This is a genomic window from Mesobaculum littorinae (genome assembly GCF_004011175.1).
GTDB lineage: Bacteria > Pseudomonadota > Alphaproteobacteria > Rhodobacterales > Rhodobacteraceae > Tranquillimonas > Tranquillimonas littorinae.
Window position 1 is genome coordinate 159476 of record NZ_RQXX01000006.1, and the last position, 17197, is coordinate 176672.

Below are 17197 nucleotides of genomic sequence, written 5' to 3' on the forward strand. Positions count from 1 at the left end.
GCAGCCATCACCGCCAGGATTGCCCAATGACCGGCGAGTGCCCCCCTGAAACGACGAAACCCCGCCCTGGTGGGGCGGGGTTTCCGAATGGGCCAGGCGACCGAGGGCGCGGAAATTACTCCGCGGCTTCCTCGGCGGCGACGCGTTCGCGGTCGGCCTTGCCCTTGGCGTCGACGTCGCGGTCGACGAATTCGATGATCGCCATCGGCGCCATGTCACCATAGCGGAATCCGGCCTTCAGGATCCGGACGTAGCCGCCCTGACGGTCGGCATAGCGGGGGCCCAGGATGTCGAACAGCTTGGCGACATAGGCGTCCTGCTTCAGCTGCGACGCGGCCTGGCGACGGGCGTGCAGATCGCCGCGCTTGCCGAGGGTGATGAGCTTTTCGACGATCCGGCGAAGTTCCTTCGCCTTGGGCAGCGTCGTCTTGATCTGCTCGTGTTCGATGAGGCTGCCGGCCATGTTCGCCCAAAGCGCCTTGCGGTGCTCGTGGGTGCGGTTCAGGCGGCGGTATCCGCGGGCGTGACGCATGTGTCTTCTCCTTGGTTGCCCTCTACGGGCGGTTTTGCTTTGTCTGGCCGTCGTGCGTGGCGACGGCTCTCCTTGGGGCGGGATGCCCGGGTCGGTGGGTGTGGGTCACGCCGCACCAGTATCTCAGACGGCGTGACCCGGGGTATCAGAACTGGTCTTCGAACTTCTTGGCCAGGTCCTCGATGTTCTCGGGCGGCCATTCCTCGACGTCCATGCCGAGATGCAGCCCCATGCCCGAAAGCACTTCCTTGATCTCGTTCAGCGACTTGCGACCGAAGTTCGGGGTGCGCAGCATCTCGGCTTCGGTCTTCTGGATCAGGTCGCCGATATAGACGATGTTGTCGTTCTTCAGGCAGTTCGCCGAGCGCACGGAAAGTTCGAGCTCGTCGACCTTCTTCAGCAGCAGCGGGTTGAACTCGAGCCCCTCGTCGTCGCCTTCCGAGCGTGCCGATTCCGGCTCGTCGAAATTGACGAAGATCGACAACTGGTCCTGCAGGATGCGCGCGGCGTAGGCCACGGCATCGTCCGGCGAAACCGACCCGTCGGTGTCCAGCTTCAGCGTCAGCTTGTCATAGTCCAGCACCTGCCCTTCACGGGTGGGCTGAACGTCGTAGCTGACCTTGCGGACCGGCGAATAGATCGCGTCGATCGGGATCAGGCCGATGGGCGCGTCCTCGGGGCGGTTCTTGTCGGCCGCGACGTAGCCTTTGCCGGTGTTCACGGTAAGCTCCATGAACAGGTCCGAGCCCTCGTCGAGGTGGCAGATCACGTGATCCTTGTTCAGGACCTCGATCCCGGCCGATTCCGAGATGTCGCCGGCGGTGACGATCTGCGGGCCGCGTGCCTGGATCGACAGACGCTTGGGCCCCTCGACCTCCATCTTCAGGGCAACGCCCTTGAGGTTCAGGACCACGTCGGTGACGTCTTCCCGGACGCCCGAGATGGACGAAAACTCGTGCAGAACATTGTCGATCTGAACGGAGGTGATGGCAGCGCCCTGCAGGGACGACATCAGAACGCGGCGCAGCGCGTTGCCCAGCGTCAGGCCGAAGCCACGCTCGAGCGGTTCCGCGATGACGGTGGCCTGGCGGTTCCGGTCATTGCCGGGCTTGACGACCAGCTGCGTGGGCTTGATCAGTTCCTGCCAGTTCTTGTGGATCATGCGTGTCTCCTCAATCCCAGGCCGTTACCCATGTCCAAGGCGGCGGCCACCCGAGGTTCAAAATGACAGTGCCGGACCGCGGGAAGCCCCCGCGATCCGGTCTTGAAAAGTCGTTCGGTCAGACCCGGCGGCGCTTCGGCGGACGGCAGCCGTTATGCGCGATCGGCGTGACGTCGCGGATCGAGGTGATGTTGAACCCGACGGCGGCCAGGGCGCGCAGGGCGCTTTCCCGACCGGACCCGGGGCCCTGAACCTCGACTTCGAGCGTGCGGACACCATGTTCCTGCGCCTTCTTGCCCGCGTCTTCGGCGGCCATCTGAGCGGCGTAGGGGGTCGATTTCCGCGAGCCCTTGAACCCCATGGTGCCGGCGGACGACCACGAGATCGCGTTGCCCTGCACGTCGGAGATCAGGATCTTGGTGTTGTTGAACGAGGAGTTCACATGAGCAACGCCAGCGGCGATGTTCTTGGAAACCTTTTTCTTCGGAGCGCGACGGTCGCGTGCCATATTCCGTGTCCTCCCTTACTTCTTCTTGCCGGCGATCGGCTTCGCGGGGCCTTTGCGGGTCCGCGCGTTCGTGTGCGTGCGCTGGCCGCGCACGGGGAGGTTGCGGCGATGACGCAGGCCGCGGTAGCAACCCAGATCCATCAGACGCTTGATGTTCATCTGGTTTTCACGACGCAGGTCCCCTTCGACGAGGAAGTTGGCGTCGATATGTTCACGGATCTGCAGCACTTCCGCGTCAGACAGTTCGTTGACGCGGCGGGTCGGGTCGATGCCGACCGCTTCGCAGATCTGGGAAGCCGAATTCCGGCCAATGCCGGTGATGTAGGTAAGCGCGATGGGAACCCGTTTGGCGGTCGGGATGTTCACGCCGGCGATACGTGCCACGTTACATGTCCTTTCGTTGCGGTTCCGTAGTGCCGGAACCTTTTTTCACAACGGAAGCCCGAGGCGACAGGCCACGGGCTGCTGCTGAATTCTGGGGCCGATGCGGTGGGTTGCCCCGCCTCGCCGGCTGCGATTCTCAAAAGAGAAGCCGTCAACTAGGGGGGATCCGGCGTAACGTCAAGGGCCATTGGTGAATCCATCCCTTGCGATGTGGGGACGGACCACCCCGGCGGGACGGCCCGTCACACATAGCCCTGCGCCGTCAGGAAAGGATCGCGCCGATCTCCTGCGAGACGCTGTCGATCTCGGCCATGCCGTCGACGCCGCGCAGCTCGCCCTTGGCATAGTAATAGCCCAGAAGCGGCGAGGTCTTCTTGTAATACTCGAGAAGCCGCTGCTTGAGGCTTTCGGCATTGTCGTCGGCGCGGCGACGGATGTCGTCCGATCCGCAGACAGCACATTTGCCATCCGCCGGGACGGGCTTGGTCACGTCGTGATAGACCTCTCCGCAATTTCCGCAGGTGGCCCGGCCCGAGATGCGTTCGACCAGCGCCGCGTCATCGACACGGATCTCGATCACCGCGTCCAGTTCCTGGCCCTTGCGGGTCAGCAGCTCGGCCAGCGCATCGGCTTGCGGCAGGGTCCGCGGAAAACCGTCGAAGATGAAGCCAGTGCCCTCCTCGTGGTCCAGCTTCTCCTCGATCAGGCCGATGACGATCTCGTCCGTGACAAGCTCGCCGCGGTCCATCACGTCGGCGACCTTGCGCCCCATCTCGGTGCCCGAGGTCCGTGCCTCGCGCAGCATGTCACCGGTCGACAGCTGCACCATTCCCCGTTCGTCCACCAGTCGGCGGGCCTGTGTGCCTTTACCGGCACCCGGCGGGCCGAGCAGTATGATATTCATCGTCTCGCTGTCCCCCTCTTGCCGCGCCGTTTGCCGCGCAGCTGCGATTTCTCGATGAGCCCCTCGTACTGGTGTGCCAGCATGTGGGACTGAACCTGCTGGATCGTGTCCATCGTCACCGACACCACGATCAGCACCGATGTGCCGCCGAAGTAGAACGGGATCGACAACTGCGAACGCAGGATTTCGGGCAGAAGACAGACCGCCGTCAGGTAGGCCGCCCCCAGCACCAGAACCCGGGCGACCACGTAGTCGAGGTACTCCTCGGTCCTCTTGCCCGGACGTACGCCGGGAATGAACCCGTTCTGGTTCTTCAGGTTGTCGGCGACATCATCCGTCTTGAACGCCACGTTCGCGGTGTAGAAGTAGGTGAAGAAGACGATCATCGCCCCGAAGAACAGCAGGTAAAGCGGCTGACCCGGCCCGAAATAGGCCAGCACCGTCGACATCACCGGCCCGGTGTCGTTGCCCGAGAACGTGGCGATGGTCGTCGGCAGCAGCAGCAGCGACGAGGCGAAGATCGCCGGGATCACGCCCGCCGGGTTCACCTTGATCGGCAGGTGCGACGATCCGCCGTCATAGACCTTCATGCCGACCTGCCGGCGCGGATACTGGATGTGGATCTTGCGCAGGGATCGCTCCATGAACACCACGAAGGCGATCACGGCCACGATCATCAGCAGGACCCCGATGATGATCGCGGGGCTGATCGACCCGGCACGACCGGAGGCGAGGAACTGCGCCAACGCGGCCGGAACCTCGGCGATGATGCCGACGAAGATGATCAGCGAAATGCCGTTGCCGATGCCGCGGTTGGTGATCTGCTCGCCCAGCCACATCAGGAACATGGTGCCGCCCACCAGCGTGATCACGCAAGCCGCGCGGAAGAACCAGCCCGGATCATGCGCCAGGCCGCCCGCTTCCAGGCTGACGGCCAGCCCGTAGGCCTGGAAGGTGGCCAGGAAGACCGTCCCGTAGCGGGTGTACTGGTTGATCTTCTTGCGGCCCTGCTCGCCCTCTTTCTTCAGCTGCTCAAGCTGCGGGACCATCGCGGTCAGCAGCTGCACGATGATCGAGGCCGAGATGTAGGGCATGATGCCAAGCGCGAAGATCCCCATCCGCCCCAGCGCGCCGCCGGTGAACATCGACAGGATGCCGCCGAGCCCGGTGGCCGCCTGCTCCATGAAGTCGCGCAGGGCGCCGCCGTCGATGCCGGGAACCGGGATGTAGGTGCCCAGCCGGTAGACGACGAGAAGCCCGAGGGTAAAGAGGATGCGGGCGCGAAGCTCGGTCGCCTTGCCGAAGGCGCCCCAGCTCATGTTCGCGGCCATCTGCTCTGCTGCTGAAGCCATGCGGGGTCTCTTTCATGAAAGCGCCGCGCCGATCGGTCTCCCGGATCGCGCGGCGCCTTGGAAAACAGGGTCAGGTGTAAGCGGCGCGATCACCGCTCACAACCGATTATTCGGCCGCTTGAGCCGCCTGGACGGTCAGGCTGCCGCCGGCCTTTTCGACCGCGTCGATCGCCTGCTTCGAGGCGCCGGACACGGTGAGCGTGACCTTGGTCGTCAGTTCGCCCTTGGCCAGAACCCGGATACCGTCCTTGCGACGACGCACGAGGCCCGAATCGACCAGTTCGTTTTCGGTGATCTCTTCGCCCAGCTTGCCGGCATCGATGAACTTCTGGATCAGGCCCAGGTTCACGATGGCATAGCTTTTGCGGTTGGGCTTGTTGAAGCCACGCTTGGGCAGACGCTGGTAGAGCGGCATCTGGCCGCCCTCGTAGCCCTTAATCGCGACGCCCGAACGGGATTTCTGACCCTTGATACCACGGCCAGCGGTCTTGCCCTTGCCCGAGCCCGGGCCGCGGCCGACGCGCATCCGCTTTTTCGTGGCACCTTCGTTGTCGCGAAGTTCGTGAAGTTTCATGTCGCTCTCTCCTTGCCGGACGCATCCCACGAGCGATGACGGGACGGACACGGCCTAAATATGTCAACGAGTCGCGGCCCGCCGAGCGGGACCACCCGGGGCGTATAGACGGCCTCGCCCCCCGGTTCAAGGGGGCCGGCCGCCACCCCCTCCGCGGGCCCCCGCACCCTGCCCCGCCGGTGGCGATGTCGGCACGTCATCCCGGCCGTGTCTTGATTGCGCGCGCAGCCACCATAGCCTTTGAAGACGAATGATCGCCGCCCCGCCGGGCGGCACGAATAGCGAAAGGACAGGACATGCGTGCGATCAGGGTTGAAAAACCGGGCGGGCTCGACCGTCTGAAGCTGGTCGAGATGGAGGACCCCGGTGAACCCGGGCCGGGCGAGGTCAGGGTGCGGGTCCGCGCCTCGTCGCTGAACTTCCACGACTATGGCGTGGTCTCCGGCACGATGGAGACCGAGGACGGGCGCATCCCTATGGCCGACGGCGCGGGCGAGGTCGAGGCGATCGGCGAGGGTGTGACCGAGTTCGCGCCGGGCGACCGCGTTGTGTCGCACTTCTTTCCCGGGTGGATCGACGGGCCAGCACGCGTTGCCGACTTCAAGACAACGCCTGGTGACGGGGTCAATGGCTATGCCCGCGACCTGATCGTGCGACCCGCGACCTGGTTCACCAGGGCGCCAAAGGGCTGGAGCCACGAAGAAGCAGCCACCATCACCACCGCGGGCCTGACCGCGTGGCGCGCGCTGGTGGCCGATGGCGGGCTGAAGGCCGGCGACGACGTGCTGGTGCTGGGCACCGGCGGCGTGTCGATCTACGCACTGCAGATCGCACGGGCGATGGGCGCGCGGGTCTTCGCCACCTCGTCTTCGGACGAGAAGCTTGCGCGCCTGACCGACATGGGTGCCGCGGGCGTCGTGAACTACAAGGACGACCCCGACTGGGGCCGGACGATCTGGGACATGACCGGCGGCCGCGGCGTCGACCACGTGGTCGAGGTTGGTGGCCCGGCGACCCTGCCGAACTCGATCCGCGCGGCGGCCATCGGCGGCCACCTGCATCTGATCGGTGTGCTGACGGGCATCGGCGGAGAGATCCCGACCGTCAACCTGATGCGCAAGCAGCAAAGGCTGCAGGGCCTGATCGTCGGCAGCCGCGTGCATCAGATCGACATGGTGCGCGGGATGGAGACCACGGGCCTGCGCCCAGTGCTCGACCGCAGCTTCGGGCTGGACGAGATCGCCGACGCTTTCCGCCATGAAGAAAGCGGCAAGCACTTCGGCAAGATCACCCTGTCTTACTAGGGTCGGTGGGGCGCCATCGGCGCCCTCCCCCCCGCTCGCCCTTTACACGCCGATAGGCACAGAGCGGAGTTCTGAAACGAAAACGCCCCGGCCGATGGACCGGGGCGTTTTGCAATCTGCTGTCGAGCGGGGCTTAGCCGCGCTCTTCCACGATCTGCACGAGGTGCGGGATCGAGTTCACCATTCCGCGGACCGAGGGGGTATCCTCAAGCTCGCGGGTGCGGTGCATCTTGTTCAGGCCCAGGCCGACCAGCGTGGCACGCTGGATGGCGGGGCGGCGGATCGGCGAGCCGATCTGCTTGACGACGATGGTCTTGGCCATGGTTTACGCCTCCTCTGCGACCTGGACGGACGCCTCGGGCGCCTCGTCACGCTTGGGCAGGATGTCGGCCACCTTCTTGCCGCGACGCTGCGCGACCGACCGGGGGCTGGCTTCCTGCGTCAGGCCTTCGAGCGTGGCGCGGATCATGTTGTAGGGGTTCTGCGAGCCGAGGCTCTTGGCCACCACGTCATGAACGCCAAGCATCTCGAACACAGCCCGCATCGGGCCGCCGGCGATGATGCCGGTCCCGGTGGGGGCCGTCCGCATCACGACCTTGCCGGCGCCGTGGCGACCGTAGACGTCGTGGTGCAGGGTGCGGCCGTCACGCAGCGGCACGCGGATCATGCCGCGCTTGGCTGCCTCGGTCGCCTTGCGGATCGCCTCGGGGACCTCTTTGGCCTTGCCCTTGCCGAAGCCGACGCGGCCCTTCTGGTCGCCCACGACTACGAGCGCGGCAAAGCCGAAGCGTTTACCACCCTTCACGGTCTTGGAGACGCGGTTGATCGCCACGAGACGATCGGCGAATTCCGGAGTTTCGTCGCGGTCGCGACGGTTCCGGCGGTTATCACGTTCTGCCATTATCGTCTCTCCTCAGAATTTCAGCCCGCCCTCGCGGGCGGCATCGGCGAGCGCCTTGACGGTTCCGTGGTAGAGGAACCCACCACGATCGAAATAGCACTCTTCGACACCCGCCTTCTTGGCGCGCTCGGCGATCGCCGACCCCACCTTGGCAGCGGCATCGACGTTGTTCTTGCCGACGAAGCCCAGATCCTTCTCGAGCGTCGAGGCAGAGGCGAGCGTCGCCCCCTGAACATCGTCGATCAGCTGAACGCTGATGTTCTTGTTGCTGCGATGAACCGACAGCCGCACACGGCCGGCGTTCATCTTGCGAAGTTTGTTCCGGACGCGCAGGCGGCGCTTCAGGAACAGATCCCGTTTGCTGTTAGCCATTTTTTCGCGTCCTTACTTCTTCTTGCCTTCCTTGCGGAAGATAAACTCGCCCTTATAGCGGATGCCCTTGCCCTTGTAGGGCTCGGGCGCACGCCATTCGCGGATGTTGGCCGCAACCTGGCCAACCACCTGCTGGTCGATACCTTCCACAACAATCTCGGTCGGCTTCGGCGCCGTCACCGTGATGCCCTCGGGCACCTCGAAGTCGACGTCGTGGCTGTAGCCGAGATTGAGCTTCAGAACCTGGCCCTGCATCTGGGCGCGGTAACCGACACCCTGGATCTCGAGCTCTTTCTTGAAGCCGGTGCTGACGCCCGTCACCAGATTGTTCAGCATGGTGCGGGACATGCCCCACTGCTGCCGCGCGCGCTTGTTGCCGCCGCGCGGGGTAACGGTGATGGCGTTGTCCTCGACCTTGATGGTGACATCATCGGTCGCCGTGAACGTGCGGGTGCCTTTCGGACCCTTGACCGTGACGGTCTGCCCGGAGACGGAGGCATCGACCCCCGACGGCAGCTCGACCGGTCTTTTCCCAATACGAGACATGTCGCTCTCCTTAGAAGACCGTGCAGAGTACTTCGCCGCCGACGTTCGCCGAACGCGCAGCGGCATCCGACATCACGCCACGGGGCGTCGAGACGATGGACACGCCGAGGCCCTGGCGGACCGACGGCAGGTCGCGCGAACCGGCATAGACGCGGCGACCGGGGGTCGAGACGCGCTTGAGTTCACGGATGACCGGATTGCCCTCGTAGTACTTGAGGCTGATCACGATGGTCGGATGGCCGTTGGCGTCCGCCGACTTGTCGTAGCCACGGATGTAGCCTTCGTCGGCCAGCACGTCGAGAACCCAGGCCCGCAGCTTCGACGCGGGCGTGGTCACAGTGGACTTGCCGCGAAGTTGCGCGTTGCGGATACGGGTCAGCATATCGCCGAGAGGATCGTTCATTTCATAACCCTCCTATTACCAGCTCGATTTCACGAGGCCGGGCACCTGGCCCATGTAGCCAAGATCGCGCATCGCGATCCGGCTCATCTTCAGCTTACGGTAGTAAGCATGCGGACGCCCGGTCAGCTGGCAGCGGTTGTGAAGACGCGTGGCCGAGCTGTTGCGGGGCAGCTTGGCAAGCTTCAGCCGCGCCTTGAACCGCTCTTCCATCGATTTCGATTCGTCGTTCGCGATTTCCTTCAGCGCGGCACGCTTGGCGGCATACTGCTCCACCAGCTTTTGGCGCTTCTTCTCGCGTTCGATCATGGATTTCTTAGCCATTTGATCGTCCCTCAGCTGTTGAACGGCATGTTGAAGTGCTTCAACAGCGCCTTGGCCTCCGCGTCGGTCTTCGCGGTGGTGCAGATGATGATATCCATGCCCCACACCTCGTCGACCTTGTCGAAGTTGATTTCGGGGAAAACGATGTGCTCTTTCAGGCCGCAGGCATAGTTGCCACGGCCGTCGAAGCTTTTGCCCGAAACGCCGCGGAAGTCGCGGATACGGGGCATCGCCACGGTGATGAGACGGTCGAGGAATTCGTACATCCGCTCGCCGCGCAGGGTCACCTTGGCGCCCAGCGGCATGTCTTCACGAACGCGGAACCCGGCGATCGACTTCTTGGCCTTGGTCACGAGAGCCTTCTGGCCGGCGATGGCGGTCAGGTCTTCCTGCGCCGAACGGGCCTTTTTGCTGTCGCGCACGGCTTCCGAGCCGCAGCCGATGTTCAGCACGATCTTGTCCAGGCGCGGGATCATCATGTCGTTGGCGTAGCCGAATTCTTCCTTCAGCTTGCCACGGATGTCGTCCTGGTAGACCGTCCTCAGACGGGGGGTATAGGTCGCAGCGTCGAGCATCAGATCACATCTCCCGTGGTCTTGGCGAAGCGGACCTTCTTGCCATCCTCGAAGCGGAAACCGACGCGGCTGGGTTTGCCGTTGCCGTCGACGATCGCGAGGTTGGACAAGTCCACAGGCATCGCCTTGGGCTGGCGCCCGCCCTGGTTGGTCTGGGTCTGGCGCTGGTGGCGGATGGCGATGTTGATGCCCTCGACGACGGCCTTGCCGCGCGCCGGAAGCACTTGCTGGATCTCGCCCTGCTTGCCCTTGTCTTTGCCGGCAAGCACGATCACCTTATCGCCTTTTTTGAGTTTCGCAGCCATCAGAGCACCTCCGGAGCCAGCGAGATGATCTTCATGAAGTTCTTGGCGCGCAGTTCGCGCACCACGGGGCCGAAGATACGCGTGCCCACGGGTTCGTTGTTGTTGTTGAGGATGACGGCCGCATTGCGATCGAAACGGATCGCGGTGCCGTCCTCGCGGCGCACTTCCTTGGCGGTGCGCACGACGACGGCCTTGCGAACGTCGCCCTTCTTAACGCGGCCGCGCGGAATGGCCTCTTTCACCGACACCACGATGATGTCGCCGACTGAGGCGTATTTCCGCTTCGACCCGCCAAGGACCTTGATGCACTGAACCCGGCGCGCGCCGGAGTTGTCAGCGACATCCAGATTGGTCTGCATCTGGATCATAGAAGGTTACTCCCGACTTCCGGAGCCGCCATGCGGACATTGACCCCGGGGTTTCGTATGCAGGCCGGGCGCCCCATGGCGCCCTGCCCGAGGTCCAGGCTAGTGCTGGGCCTCTTTCTCTTCGTGGCGCTTCGCGTCAGAAACCTGCTGCGCCTTCGCGTGCTCTTCACGCCACCGACGATCTTCCTCGATCATCGCGGGCGTCATGACTTCCCAGCGCTTGGTCTTCGACATCGGAGCGCATTCGCGAATGCGGACCTTATCGCCGATCTTGAACTGGTTCTCCGCGTCGTGGGCGCGGTATTTCTTCGATTTCCGGATCGTCTTTTTCAGAACCGGGTGCGTGAAGCGGCGCTCGACCGAAACGGTGACGGTCTGGGCGTTCGCGTCGCCGGTGACGACGCCTGCAAGGATACGCTTGGGCATGGTCTCAGGCCTCCGCGGCCGCGCCAGCGGCCTTTTCGTTCAGGATCGTCTTAACCCGCGCGACATCGCGGCGGACGGTGCGCATGCGCGCGGTGTTCTCAAGCTGGCTGGTGGCCTGCTGGAAGCGGAGGTTGAACGCCTCCTTCTTCAGGGACACGAGCTGATCGCGCAGCTCGTCGGGCGTCTTGTTCCGAAGTTCATTGGCATCAAGTGCCATCGGCTTTCCTTTCAACATCACTGGAGGGCCCCCGCCTGCATGTGCGTGCAGGGTCACCCTATATCCGGTGGAGTCCGTGAGTGAGGCCCGCCCCTACATGGCTTCGCGCCCCATGGCAAGGGTCCCCGGCGCCCTACCCCTTCAAAAAGGGGAAATCCGGCCAATCAAGTGGCCCGGCTCGGCCCCGGAGCTCACACCCACTTGTAATTGAAGCTGACACTGATTCGCTCATCCTCGGCCGTGTTCATCGGCACTTCGTGGCGGAGCCAGCTTTCCCACAACATAACGTCGCCCACTTCGGGCGTGACGTAGACGAAGCTGCGCAGGTCTTCGCGCCCGCCCTTCCGGCGGGGCGGCGCGGCCATCATCATCGCAAAGCGCGGGTCTTCGAACTTGATGGCCGACGTGCCCGTGGGCATCGACACGTAGGTGGTACCCGAGATCACCGAGTGCGGGTGCAGGTGCGAGGAGTGCGTCCCCCCCTCGGGAAGAATGTTGATCCACAAATCCTCAAGCACCAGCTTCCCCTCGCCCAGGTCAAACTCGACCTCGTCGGCGAAGGCGGCGACGTGGGCATCGAGCGCCTTTTCGACGGCGGCAAAAATCGGGAAACGCCAGCCAAGGTCGGTCAGCGACGCGTAGCTGGTATAGCCCGGATAGCCGTTTTCCTCGCACCAGTCCTGCCCGGCCTCGTCATCCTCGGCGATCGACAGGCAGGACGCGGCCAGTTCGTCGTAGTCGACCGCCTGGGGCGCAAGGGCGTTCAGCTGCGCCCGGTAGAGGCGGGTGACGAAAAGGGACGAGATATCGGCCATTGCGGATCTCCGGTGGGATCAGGGGGCGGAAATGAGAGAGGCCCCCGCCATGTCCGGCGGGGGCCTTATCGGTCTTGACCTTGGCATCGGCCGCTTGTCGCGGCCCGGTGCTTACCAGTCTTCGCGGGCGACGGTGCGGGTCTTGATCGGCAGCTTCATCGCGGCGAGGCGAAGAGCCTCGATCGCGACGGCTTCCGACACGCCGTCGATTTCGAACATCACGCGGCCCGGCTTGACCTTGGCGGTCCAGCGGTCGACGGAGCCCTTACCTTTACCCATCCGCACCTCGATCGGCTTGGCCGTCACGGGGACGTCGGGGAAGATCCGGATCCAGACCCGGCCCTGACGCTTCATGTGACGCGTCATGGCCCGGCGGGCGGCTTCGATCTGGCGCGCTGTGATGCGCTCAGGCTCGACCGCCTTCAGTCCGAAGGTGCCGAAGTTCAGGTCAGACCCGCCCTTCGCCTCGCCGCTGATGCGGCCCTTGAACTGCTTGCGGAATTTCGTGCGCTTTGGTTGCAGCATCTGATCTACTCCTTACCGCCGGCCGCCGCGCGGAGCGGGACCTTCCTGGAGCTCCGCCTGGCGACGGTCCCGAGCGGACGGATCGTGCTCGAGGATCTCACCTTTGAAGATCCAGACCTTCACACCGATGATCCCGTAGGGGGTCATGGCTTCGGCCGTGGCGTAATCGATATCGGCGCGCAGGGTGTGCAGCGGCACACGACCTTCACGATACCACTCGGTCCGCGCGATCTCGGCGCCGCCGAGGCGGCCCGCGACGTTCACACGGATGCCCAGGGCGCCCATGCGCATGGCGTTCTGCACCGACCGCTTCATCGCGCGGCGGAAGCTGACGCGACGCTCAAGCTGCTGCGCGATCGACTCGGCAACCAGCTGACCATCGAGTTCGGGCTTGCGGACCTCGACGATGTTGAGGTGCAGCTCGCTCGACGTCATCTTGGCAAGCTTGCGACGCAGGACTTCGATGTCCGCGCCTTTCTTGCCGATGATGACACCCGGACGGGCGGTGTGGATGGTGACGCGGCACTTGCGGTGCGGACGCTCGATGATGACCTTCGAGACGCCGGCCTGCTTGCACTCGGTCTTGATGAATTCGCGGATCTTGATGTCTTCCAGCAGAAGATCACCGTAATCCTTGGTATCGGCATACCAGCGGCTGTCCCAGGTGCGGTTGACCTGGAGCCGCATGCCGATCGGGTTGACCTTCTGACCCATTACGCTTGCTCCTCGACCTGGCGGACCTTGATGGTGAGTTCCGAGAACGGCTTGTTGATCCGGCCGAACCGACCACGGGCACGGGGCTTGCCGCGCTTCATGACGAGGTTCTTGCCGACATAGGCCTCGGCGACCACCAGCTCATCGACATCCAAGTTATGGTTGTTCTCGGCGTTGGCGATCGCGGACTGAAGGCACTTGCGCACGTCATCCGAGATCCGACGCTTCGAGAACATCAGATCGGACAGCGCTTTCTCGACCTTCTTGCCGCGGATCAGCGCAGCGACGAGGTTCAGCTTCTGCGGGCTCGTGCGAAGCATACGGATCTTGGCCATCGCTTCGTTTTCGGCCACGCGGCGGGGGTTCTTTTCCTTGCCCATGACTTACTTCCGCTTCGCTTTCTTGTCGGCGGCGTGACCGTAGTAGGTCCGCGTCGGGGCGTATTCCCCGAACTTCTGGCCGATCATGTCCTCGGAGACGTTCACCGGGATATGCTTGTGGCCATTATAGACGCCGAAGGTGAGGCCCACGAACTGGGGCAGGATCGTCGAACGGCGCGACCAGATCTTGATGACCTCGTTGCGGCCCGACTCACGGGTTTTTTCGGCCTTCTTCAGGACATAAGAGTCGACGAAGGGGCCCTTCCAGACAGAACGCGACATCTATTAGCGCCCTTTCTTCTTGGCGTGACGCGAGCGGATGATCAGCTTCGACGACGCCTTGTTCTTGTCACGGGTGCGCGCACCCTTCGTGGGCTTGCCCCAGGGGGTGACCGGGTGACGGCCGCCCGAGGTGCGCCCCTCACCACCGCCGTGCGGGTGGTCGATCGGGTTCATCACCACGCCGCGGACCGAAGGACGCTTGCCGTAGTGGCGGTTGCGCCCGGCCTTGCCGAGGTTCTGGTTGCTGTTGTCGGGGTTCGACACGGCACCGATGGTCGCCATGCATTCCTGACGCACCATGCGTAGTTCGCCCGAGGACAGGCGGATCTGGGCATAGCCGCCGTCACGGCCGACGAACTGGGCGTAGGTGCCCGCCGCACGGGCGATCTGGCCGCCCTTGCCGGGCTTCAGTTCGATGTTGTGAACGATCGTCCCGATCGGCATGCCCGAGAAGGGCATCGCGTTGCCGGGTTTCACGTCGACCTTGGCGCCGGCGATGATCTTGTCGCCGATGGCCAAACGCTGCGGCGCGAGGATGTAGGCCTGCTCGCCGTCAGTGTACTGGATCAGCGCGATGAACGCAGTGCGGTTGGGGTCATATTCGATCCGGGCCACGACGGCCTCGATATCGCGCTTGGTGCGCCGAAAATCGACCACGCGGTAAAGACGCTTCGCGCCACCGCCGCGGCGGCGCATCGTGATCCGTCCGGTGTTGTTCCGGCCGCCGTTCTTGGTCAGACCCTCGGTGAGGGATTTGACCGGGCGCCCTTTCCAAAGCTCCGAACGGTCGATCAGCACCAGCCCGCGCTGGCCCGGCGTCGTCGGATTGTACGACTTGAGTGCCATGCTTTCTGTCTTCCGTCTGCTTCGCGGCCCGTTGCCGGGCCAGTTAGGGAAAGGCGCGTCCGAAAACGCGCCCGTCGTCCGTGCGGAGGGGTCCTCCGACAATGCGGCCGGCCCCGGAGGGGTGCTCCGGGGCCGGTGCGATGGGGCTGCGTATTACAGACCCGTAGTCACGTCAATCGTGTTGCCCTCTTCGAGCGTCACGTAGGCTTTCTTGACGTCCGAGCGGCGGCCGCTCATGCCACGGAACCGTTTGGTCTTGCCCTTGGTGATGGTGGTGTTGACCGCCTTCACCTTCACGCCGAACAGCTCTTCTACCGCCTGCTTGATCTGCGGCTTCGAGCTGTCGATCGCGACCTCGAAGACCACGGCGCCGGCTTCCGACGCCATCGTCGCCTTCTCGGTGATCACGGGCTTGCGGATCACGTCGTAATGTTCGGGCTTCGCGGTCATTTCAGGCGCTCCTCAAGGGCTTCGACAGCCGCCTTCGTGAGCACGAGCGTGTCACGACGCAGGATGTCGTAGACGTTCGCCCCCATCGAGGGCAGGACGTCCAGTCCGTCGATGTTGGCGGCGGCCCGGGCGAAGTTCTCGTTCACCTGGGCACCGTCGATGATGAGGGCCCGCTTCCACCCCAGCGCCGCGACCTGCTTGGCCAGCGCGCCGGTCTTGGCTTCGCCCGCGACGGCCTCGTCAAGAACGACGAGGTTGCCCGAGGCGGCCTTTGCCGACAGCGCGTGCTTCAGACCCAGCTTGCGGAACTTCTTGGGAAGCTCGTGGGCGTGGCTGCGGGGCGTGGGGCCCTTGTAGATACCACCCTTGCGGAAGATCGGCGCGTTGCGGTCACCGTGACGGGCGCCGCCGGTGCCTTTCTGGCGATAGATCTTCTTGGTCGAGTACGAGGTTTCGCCCCGCGTCTTGACCTTGTGGGTGCCCTGCTGCGTGCGCGCACGCTGCCAGCGCACGACACGGTGCAGGATGTCGGCGCGCGGCTCGAGCCCGAAGATCTCGTCTCCGAGATCGACCGAGCCGGCCGATCCGCCGTCCAGCTTGATCACGTCGAGTTTCATTCCTCGCCATCCTTCTTCTCGGTGCCTTCGCCTTCGGCGTTGTCCGACGCGATGTCGGCTTCGGCCTCTTTCAGCGCGGCTTCTTCCTGGGCGGCCTGCTCGGCGGCCAGACGCTCGGCTTCCGCGGCCTCGGCGGCTGCGGCTTCCTCGGCGGCGGCCTGGGCGGCCTTCTCGGCCTCTTCAGCGGCCGACTTCAGCGCGGCGGGGTAGATCACGTTTTCCGGGATCGGCTTCTTCACCGCATCCTTGATCGTGACCCAGCCACCCTTGGAGCCAGGGACGGCACCCTTGACCATGATCAGGCCACGCGTCGCATCGGTACGGACGACCTGCAGGTTCTGCGTGGTCACGCGGGCAGCGCCCATGTGGCCGGCCATCTTCTTGCCCTTGAACACCTTGCCGGGGTCCTGACACTGGCCGGTCGAGCCGTGCGAGCGGTGGCTGATTGACACGCCGTGCGTGGCGCGCAGGCCGCCGAAGTTGTGCCGCTTCATGGCACCGGCAAAGCCCTTACCGATCGAGGTGCCCGAGACATCCACGAACTGGCCTTCGAAGTAGTGGTTGGCGGTGATTTCCTCGCCCACCCCGATCAGGTTCTCGGGGGCGACGCGGAACTCCGCGATCTTGCGCTTGGGCTCGACCTTGGCGGCGGCGAAGACGCCGCGCATCGGGGCCGAGGTCCGCTTGGCCTTGGCCGTACCGGCACCCAGCTGAACGGCATTGTAGCCGTCGCGGTCGCTGGTGCGCTGAGCCACAACCTGCAGCTTGTCCAGCTGCAGCACGGTCACGGGCACCTGCTTGCCGTCTTCGAGAAACAGCCGGGTCATCCCGACTTTCTTGGCGATCACTCCGGAACGCAGCATAAGTGTGCCCTCCTCAGACCTTGATTTCGACGTCGACGCCGGCGGCGAGGTCGAGCTTCATCAGCGCGTCCACCGTCTGCGGGGTCGGATCCACGATGTCGAGCAGCCGCTTGTGGGTGCGGATCTCGAACTGGTCGCGGGATTTCTTGTCGATGTGGGGACCGCGAAGGACCGTGAACTTCTCGATCTTGTTCGGAAGCGGGATGGGCCCGCGCACCTGAGCGCCGGTGCGCTTGGCGGTATTCACGATCTCCTGCGTGCTGGCGTCGAGCACGCGGTAATCGAACGCCTTCAGGCGAATACGGATGTTCTGACTGGCCACTGCCATTGTCTCGGCCTTTCGTAGGCTGTCGGAAAGTCGAGAGGTGGAGACGGCCTCATGCCACCCCCACGTCGGACCTTTTTTTGAATCGGCCCCGCAACCCGCGGCGCGCACTGGTGCGCGCGTCCTGCGGCGCGGTGGTGTCTTCTGCCCCAGTGCGACGGCGCATGCAAGCAGGCGCATCGCCATTTGCAGGGCAAAAGGGTGCGTGCCGAGGCACGCACCCCCT

28 protein-coding genes and 1 pseudogene are annotated in these 17197 nt (G+C 64.4%); 1 reads left to right on the forward strand and 28 read right to left on the reverse strand.

What is annotated here, in order from left to right:
- Positions 1-115: 115 nt before the first annotated feature.
- The 7 genes from rplQ to rplO all read right to left on the reverse strand — a co-directional run bounded on the left by rplQ (position 116) and on the right by rplO (position 5416).
- Entirely contained in the window at positions 116-532 is a 417-nt protein-coding gene (gene rplQ, locus EKE94_RS15780; RefSeq protein WP_127907588.1) for a 50S ribosomal protein L17, read from the reverse strand.
- A gap of 145 nt (positions 533-677) precedes the next feature.
- Positions 678-1694, reverse strand: coding sequence for a DNA-directed RNA polymerase subunit alpha (locus tag EKE94_RS15785; protein WP_127907589.1), 1017 nt, complete (start codon positions 1692-1694; stop codon positions 678-680).
- Between the two features lie 118 nt (positions 1695-1812).
- Positions 1813-2202 carry a 30S ribosomal protein S11 gene (rpsK, locus tag EKE94_RS15790; RefSeq protein WP_127907590.1) on the reverse strand — a complete coding sequence of 130 codons (390 nt, stop codon included), beginning with the start codon at positions 2200-2202 and terminating at the stop codon, positions 1813-1815.
- 15 nt (positions 2203-2217) lie between these two features.
- Positions 2218-2586, reverse strand: coding sequence for a 30S ribosomal protein S13 (rpsM, locus tag EKE94_RS15795; RefSeq protein WP_127907591.1), 369 nt, complete (start codon positions 2584-2586; stop codon positions 2218-2220).
- A 262-nt stretch (positions 2587-2848) separates the two neighbouring features.
- Positions 2849-3490: an adenylate kinase gene (locus EKE94_RS15800; protein WP_127907592.1), complete on the reverse strand. Its 642-nt coding sequence runs from the start codon at positions 3488-3490 to the stop codon at positions 2849-2851.
- Entirely contained in the window at positions 3487-4842 is a 1356-nt protein-coding gene (secY, locus tag EKE94_RS15805; protein ID WP_127907593.1) for a preprotein translocase subunit SecY, read from the reverse strand. The genes EKE94_RS15800 and secY overlap by 4 nt, the downstream gene beginning before the upstream one ends.
- A 106-nt stretch (positions 4843-4948) precedes the next feature.
- Entirely contained in the window at positions 4949-5416 is a 468-nt protein-coding gene (rplO, locus tag EKE94_RS15810) for a 50S ribosomal protein L15 (protein WP_127907594.1), read from the reverse strand.
- A gap of 296 nt (positions 5417-5712) precedes the next feature.
- Here rplO and EKE94_RS15815 point away from each other — a divergent pair, with 296 nt between their 5' ends.
- Positions 5713-6720 carry a zinc-dependent alcohol dehydrogenase family protein gene (locus EKE94_RS15815; RefSeq protein WP_127907595.1) on the forward strand — a complete coding sequence of 336 codons (1008 nt, stop codon included), beginning with the start codon at positions 5713-5715 and terminating at the stop codon, positions 6718-6720.
- Positions 6721-6853: 133 nt separating this feature from the next.
- On the opposite strand, the gene rpmD is transcribed toward EKE94_RS15815, so the two are convergent.
- From rpmD to rpsJ, 21 genes and pseudogenes are all read right to left on the reverse strand, one after another.
- Positions 6854-7042 (reverse strand): 50S ribosomal protein L30, encoded by a 189-nt coding sequence (gene rpmD / locus EKE94_RS15820; protein WP_127907596.1) that lies wholly within the window; start codon positions 7040-7042, stop codon positions 6854-6856.
- 3 nt (positions 7043-7045) lie between these two features.
- Positions 7046-7621, reverse strand: a complete 576-nt coding sequence (rpsE, locus tag EKE94_RS15825; protein WP_127907597.1) for a 30S ribosomal protein S5 — start codon at positions 7619-7621, stop codon at positions 7046-7048.
- Positions 7622-7633: 12 nt separating this feature from the next.
- The gene (gene rplR, locus EKE94_RS15830) at positions 7634-7993 is read right to left on the reverse strand and encodes a 50S ribosomal protein L18 (RefSeq protein ID WP_127907598.1); all 360 of its coding nucleotides are present in this window, start codon (positions 7991-7993) and stop codon (positions 7634-7636) included.
- 12 nt (positions 7994-8005) lie between these two features.
- Positions 8006-8539 (reverse strand): 50S ribosomal protein L6, encoded by a 534-nt coding sequence (gene rplF, locus EKE94_RS15835; RefSeq protein WP_127907599.1) that lies wholly within the window; start codon positions 8537-8539, stop codon positions 8006-8008.
- A gap of 10 nt (positions 8540-8549) precedes the next feature.
- A complete protein-coding gene (rpsH, locus tag EKE94_RS15840; RefSeq protein WP_127907600.1) occupies positions 8550-8942 on the reverse strand; it encodes a 30S ribosomal protein S8 in 393 nt (130 codons plus the stop codon).
- 15 nt (positions 8943-8957) lie between these two features.
- Complete coding sequence (rpsN, locus tag EKE94_RS15845) at positions 8958-9263, reverse strand: 30S ribosomal protein S14 (RefSeq protein WP_127907601.1); 306 nt, start codon at positions 9261-9263, stop codon at positions 8958-8960.
- Positions 9264-9274: 11 nt separating this feature from the next.
- Positions 9275-9838 carry a 50S ribosomal protein L5 gene (rplE, locus tag EKE94_RS15850; RefSeq protein ID WP_127907602.1) on the reverse strand — a complete coding sequence of 188 codons (564 nt, stop codon included), beginning with the start codon at positions 9836-9838 and terminating at the stop codon, positions 9275-9277.
- Positions 9838-10143: a 50S ribosomal protein L24 gene (rplX, locus tag EKE94_RS15855; protein ID WP_127907603.1), complete on the reverse strand. Its 306-nt coding sequence runs from the start codon at positions 10141-10143 to the stop codon at positions 9838-9840. Before rplX ends, rplE begins: the two co-directional genes overlap by 1 nt.
- Positions 10143-10511: a 50S ribosomal protein L14 gene (rplN, locus tag EKE94_RS15860; protein ID WP_005621870.1), complete on the reverse strand. Its 369-nt coding sequence runs from the start codon at positions 10509-10511 to the stop codon at positions 10143-10145. The genes rplX and rplN overlap by 1 nt, the downstream gene beginning before the upstream one ends.
- Positions 10512-10715: 204 nt before the next feature.
- Positions 10716-10937, reverse strand: a pseudogene (gene rpsQ, locus EKE94_RS15865) (30S ribosomal protein S17); the annotation flags it as partial.
- Positions 10938-10941: 4 nt separating this feature from the next.
- Positions 10942-11154 carry a 50S ribosomal protein L29 gene (gene rpmC / locus EKE94_RS15870; protein ID WP_127907605.1) on the reverse strand — a complete coding sequence of 71 codons (213 nt, stop codon included), beginning with the start codon at positions 11152-11154 and terminating at the stop codon, positions 10942-10944.
- A gap of 191 nt (positions 11155-11345) precedes the next feature.
- Entirely contained in the window at positions 11346-11969 is a 624-nt protein-coding gene (locus EKE94_RS15875; protein ID WP_127907606.1) for a TIGR02466 family protein, read from the reverse strand.
- Between the two features lie 111 nt (positions 11970-12080).
- Complete coding sequence (gene rplP, locus EKE94_RS15880; RefSeq protein ID WP_127907607.1) at positions 12081-12494, reverse strand: 50S ribosomal protein L16; 414 nt, start codon at positions 12492-12494, stop codon at positions 12081-12083.
- Positions 12495-12506: 12 nt separating this feature from the next.
- Complete coding sequence (gene rpsC, locus EKE94_RS15885; RefSeq protein WP_127907608.1) at positions 12507-13208, reverse strand: 30S ribosomal protein S3; 702 nt, start codon at positions 13206-13208, stop codon at positions 12507-12509.
- Positions 13208-13588 carry a 50S ribosomal protein L22 gene (gene rplV, locus EKE94_RS15890; RefSeq protein ID WP_127907609.1) on the reverse strand — a complete coding sequence of 127 codons (381 nt, stop codon included), beginning with the start codon at positions 13586-13588 and terminating at the stop codon, positions 13208-13210. Before rplV ends, rpsC begins: the two co-directional genes overlap by 1 nt.
- Before the next feature lie 3 nt (positions 13589-13591).
- On the reverse strand, positions 13592-13870 hold the full coding sequence (gene rpsS / locus EKE94_RS15895) for a 30S ribosomal protein S19 (protein ID WP_127907610.1): 279 nt from the start codon (positions 13868-13870) through the stop codon (positions 13592-13594).
- A 3-nt stretch (positions 13871-13873) separates the two neighbouring features.
- Positions 13874-14716, reverse strand: coding sequence for a 50S ribosomal protein L2 (rplB, locus tag EKE94_RS15900; RefSeq protein ID WP_127907611.1), 843 nt, complete (start codon positions 14714-14716; stop codon positions 13874-13876).
- Between the two features lie 153 nt (positions 14717-14869).
- Complete coding sequence (locus tag EKE94_RS15905) at positions 14870-15166, reverse strand: 50S ribosomal protein L23 (protein WP_127907612.1); 297 nt, start codon at positions 15164-15166, stop codon at positions 14870-14872.
- Entirely contained in the window at positions 15163-15783 is a 621-nt protein-coding gene (gene rplD, locus EKE94_RS15910) for a 50S ribosomal protein L4 (RefSeq protein ID WP_127907613.1), read from the reverse strand. The genes EKE94_RS15905 and rplD overlap by 4 nt, the downstream gene beginning before the upstream one ends.
- A complete protein-coding gene (rplC, locus tag EKE94_RS15915) occupies positions 15780-16646 on the reverse strand; it encodes a 50S ribosomal protein L3 (protein ID WP_127907614.1) in 867 nt (288 codons plus the stop codon). The genes rplD and rplC overlap by 4 nt, the downstream gene beginning before the upstream one ends.
- A 13-nt stretch (positions 16647-16659) precedes the next feature.
- A complete protein-coding gene (gene rpsJ / locus EKE94_RS15920; protein ID WP_093423590.1) occupies positions 16660-16968 on the reverse strand; it encodes a 30S ribosomal protein S10 in 309 nt (102 codons plus the stop codon).
- Between the last annotated feature and the right edge of the window lie 229 nt (positions 16969-17197).

Coding starts and splice junctions, on each gene's coding strand:
- rplQ (WP_127907588.1), bottom strand. CDS start 532: ATGCGTCACGCCCGCGGATACCGCCGCCTGAACCGCACCCACGAGCAC.
- EKE94_RS15785 (WP_127907589.1), bottom strand. CDS start 1,694: ATGATCCACAAGAACTGGCAGGAACTGATCAAGCCCACGCAGCTGGTC.
- rpsK (WP_127907590.1), bottom strand. CDS start 2,202: ATGGCACGCGACCGTCGCGCTCCGAAGAAAAAGGTTTCCAAGAACATC.
- EKE94_RS15800 (WP_127907592.1), bottom strand. CDS start 3,490: ATGAATATCATACTGCTCGGCCCGCCGGGTGCCGGTAAAGGCACACAG.
- secY (WP_127907593.1), bottom strand. CDS start 4,842: ATGGCTTCAGCAGCAGAGCAGATGGCCGCGAACATGAGCTGGGGCGCC.
- rplO (WP_127907594.1), bottom strand. CDS start 5,416: ATGAAACTTCACGAACTTCGCGACAACGAAGGTGCCACGAAAAAGCGG.
- EKE94_RS15815 (WP_127907595.1), top strand. CDS start 5,713: ATGCGTGCGATCAGGGTTGAAAAACCGGGCGGGCTCGACCGTCTGAAG.
- rpmD (WP_127907596.1), bottom strand. CDS start 7,042: ATGGCCAAGACCATCGTCGTCAAGCAGATCGGCTCGCCGATCCGCCGC.
- rpsE (WP_127907597.1), bottom strand. CDS start 7,621: ATGGCAGAACGTGATAACCGCCGGAACCGTCGCGACCGCGACGAAACT.
- rplR (WP_127907598.1), bottom strand. CDS start 7,993: ATGGCTAACAGCAAACGGGATCTGTTCCTGAAGCGCCGCCTGCGCGTC.
- rplF (WP_127907599.1), bottom strand. CDS start 8,539: ATGTCTCGTATTGGGAAAAGACCGGTCGAGCTGCCGTCGGGGGTCGAT.
- rpsH (WP_127907600.1), bottom strand. CDS start 8,942: ATGAACGATCCTCTCGGCGATATGCTGACCCGTATCCGCAACGCGCAA.
- rpsN (WP_127907601.1), bottom strand. CDS start 9,263: ATGGCTAAGAAATCCATGATCGAACGCGAGAAGAAGCGCCAAAAGCTG.
- rplE (WP_127907602.1), bottom strand. CDS start 9,838: ATGCTCGACGCTGCGACCTATACCCCCCGTCTGAGGACGGTCTACCAG.
- rplX (WP_127907603.1), bottom strand. CDS start 10,143: ATGGCTGCGAAACTCAAAAAAGGCGATAAGGTGATCGTGCTTGCCGGC.
- rplN (WP_005621870.1), bottom strand. CDS start 10,511: ATGATCCAGATGCAGACCAATCTGGATGTCGCTGACAACTCCGGCGCG.
- rpmC (WP_127907605.1), bottom strand. CDS start 11,154: ATGGCACTTGATGCCAATGAACTTCGGAACAAGACGCCCGACGAGCTG.
- EKE94_RS15875 (WP_127907606.1), bottom strand. CDS start 11,969: ATGGCCGATATCTCGTCCCTTTTCGTCACCCGCCTCTACCGGGCGCAG.
- rplP (WP_127907607.1), bottom strand. CDS start 12,494: ATGCTGCAACCAAAGCGCACGAAATTCCGCAAGCAGTTCAAGGGCCGC.
- rpsC (WP_127907608.1), bottom strand. CDS start 13,208: ATGGGTCAGAAGGTCAACCCGATCGGCATGCGGCTCCAGGTCAACCGC.
- rplV (WP_127907609.1), bottom strand. CDS start 13,588: ATGGGCAAGGAAAAGAACCCCCGCCGCGTGGCCGAAAACGAAGCGATG.
- rpsS (WP_127907610.1), bottom strand. CDS start 13,870: ATGTCGCGTTCTGTCTGGAAGGGCCCCTTCGTCGACTCTTATGTCCTG.
- rplB (WP_127907611.1), bottom strand. CDS start 14,716: ATGGCACTCAAGTCGTACAATCCGACGACGCCGGGCCAGCGCGGGCTG.
- EKE94_RS15905 (WP_127907612.1), bottom strand. CDS start 15,166: ATGACCGCGAAGCCCGAACATTACGACGTGATCCGCAAGCCCGTGATC.
- rplD (WP_127907613.1), bottom strand. CDS start 15,783: ATGAAACTCGACGTGATCAAGCTGGACGGCGGATCGGCCGGCTCGGTC.
- rplC (WP_127907614.1), bottom strand. CDS start 16,646: ATGCTGCGTTCCGGAGTGATCGCCAAGAAAGTCGGGATGACCCGGCTG.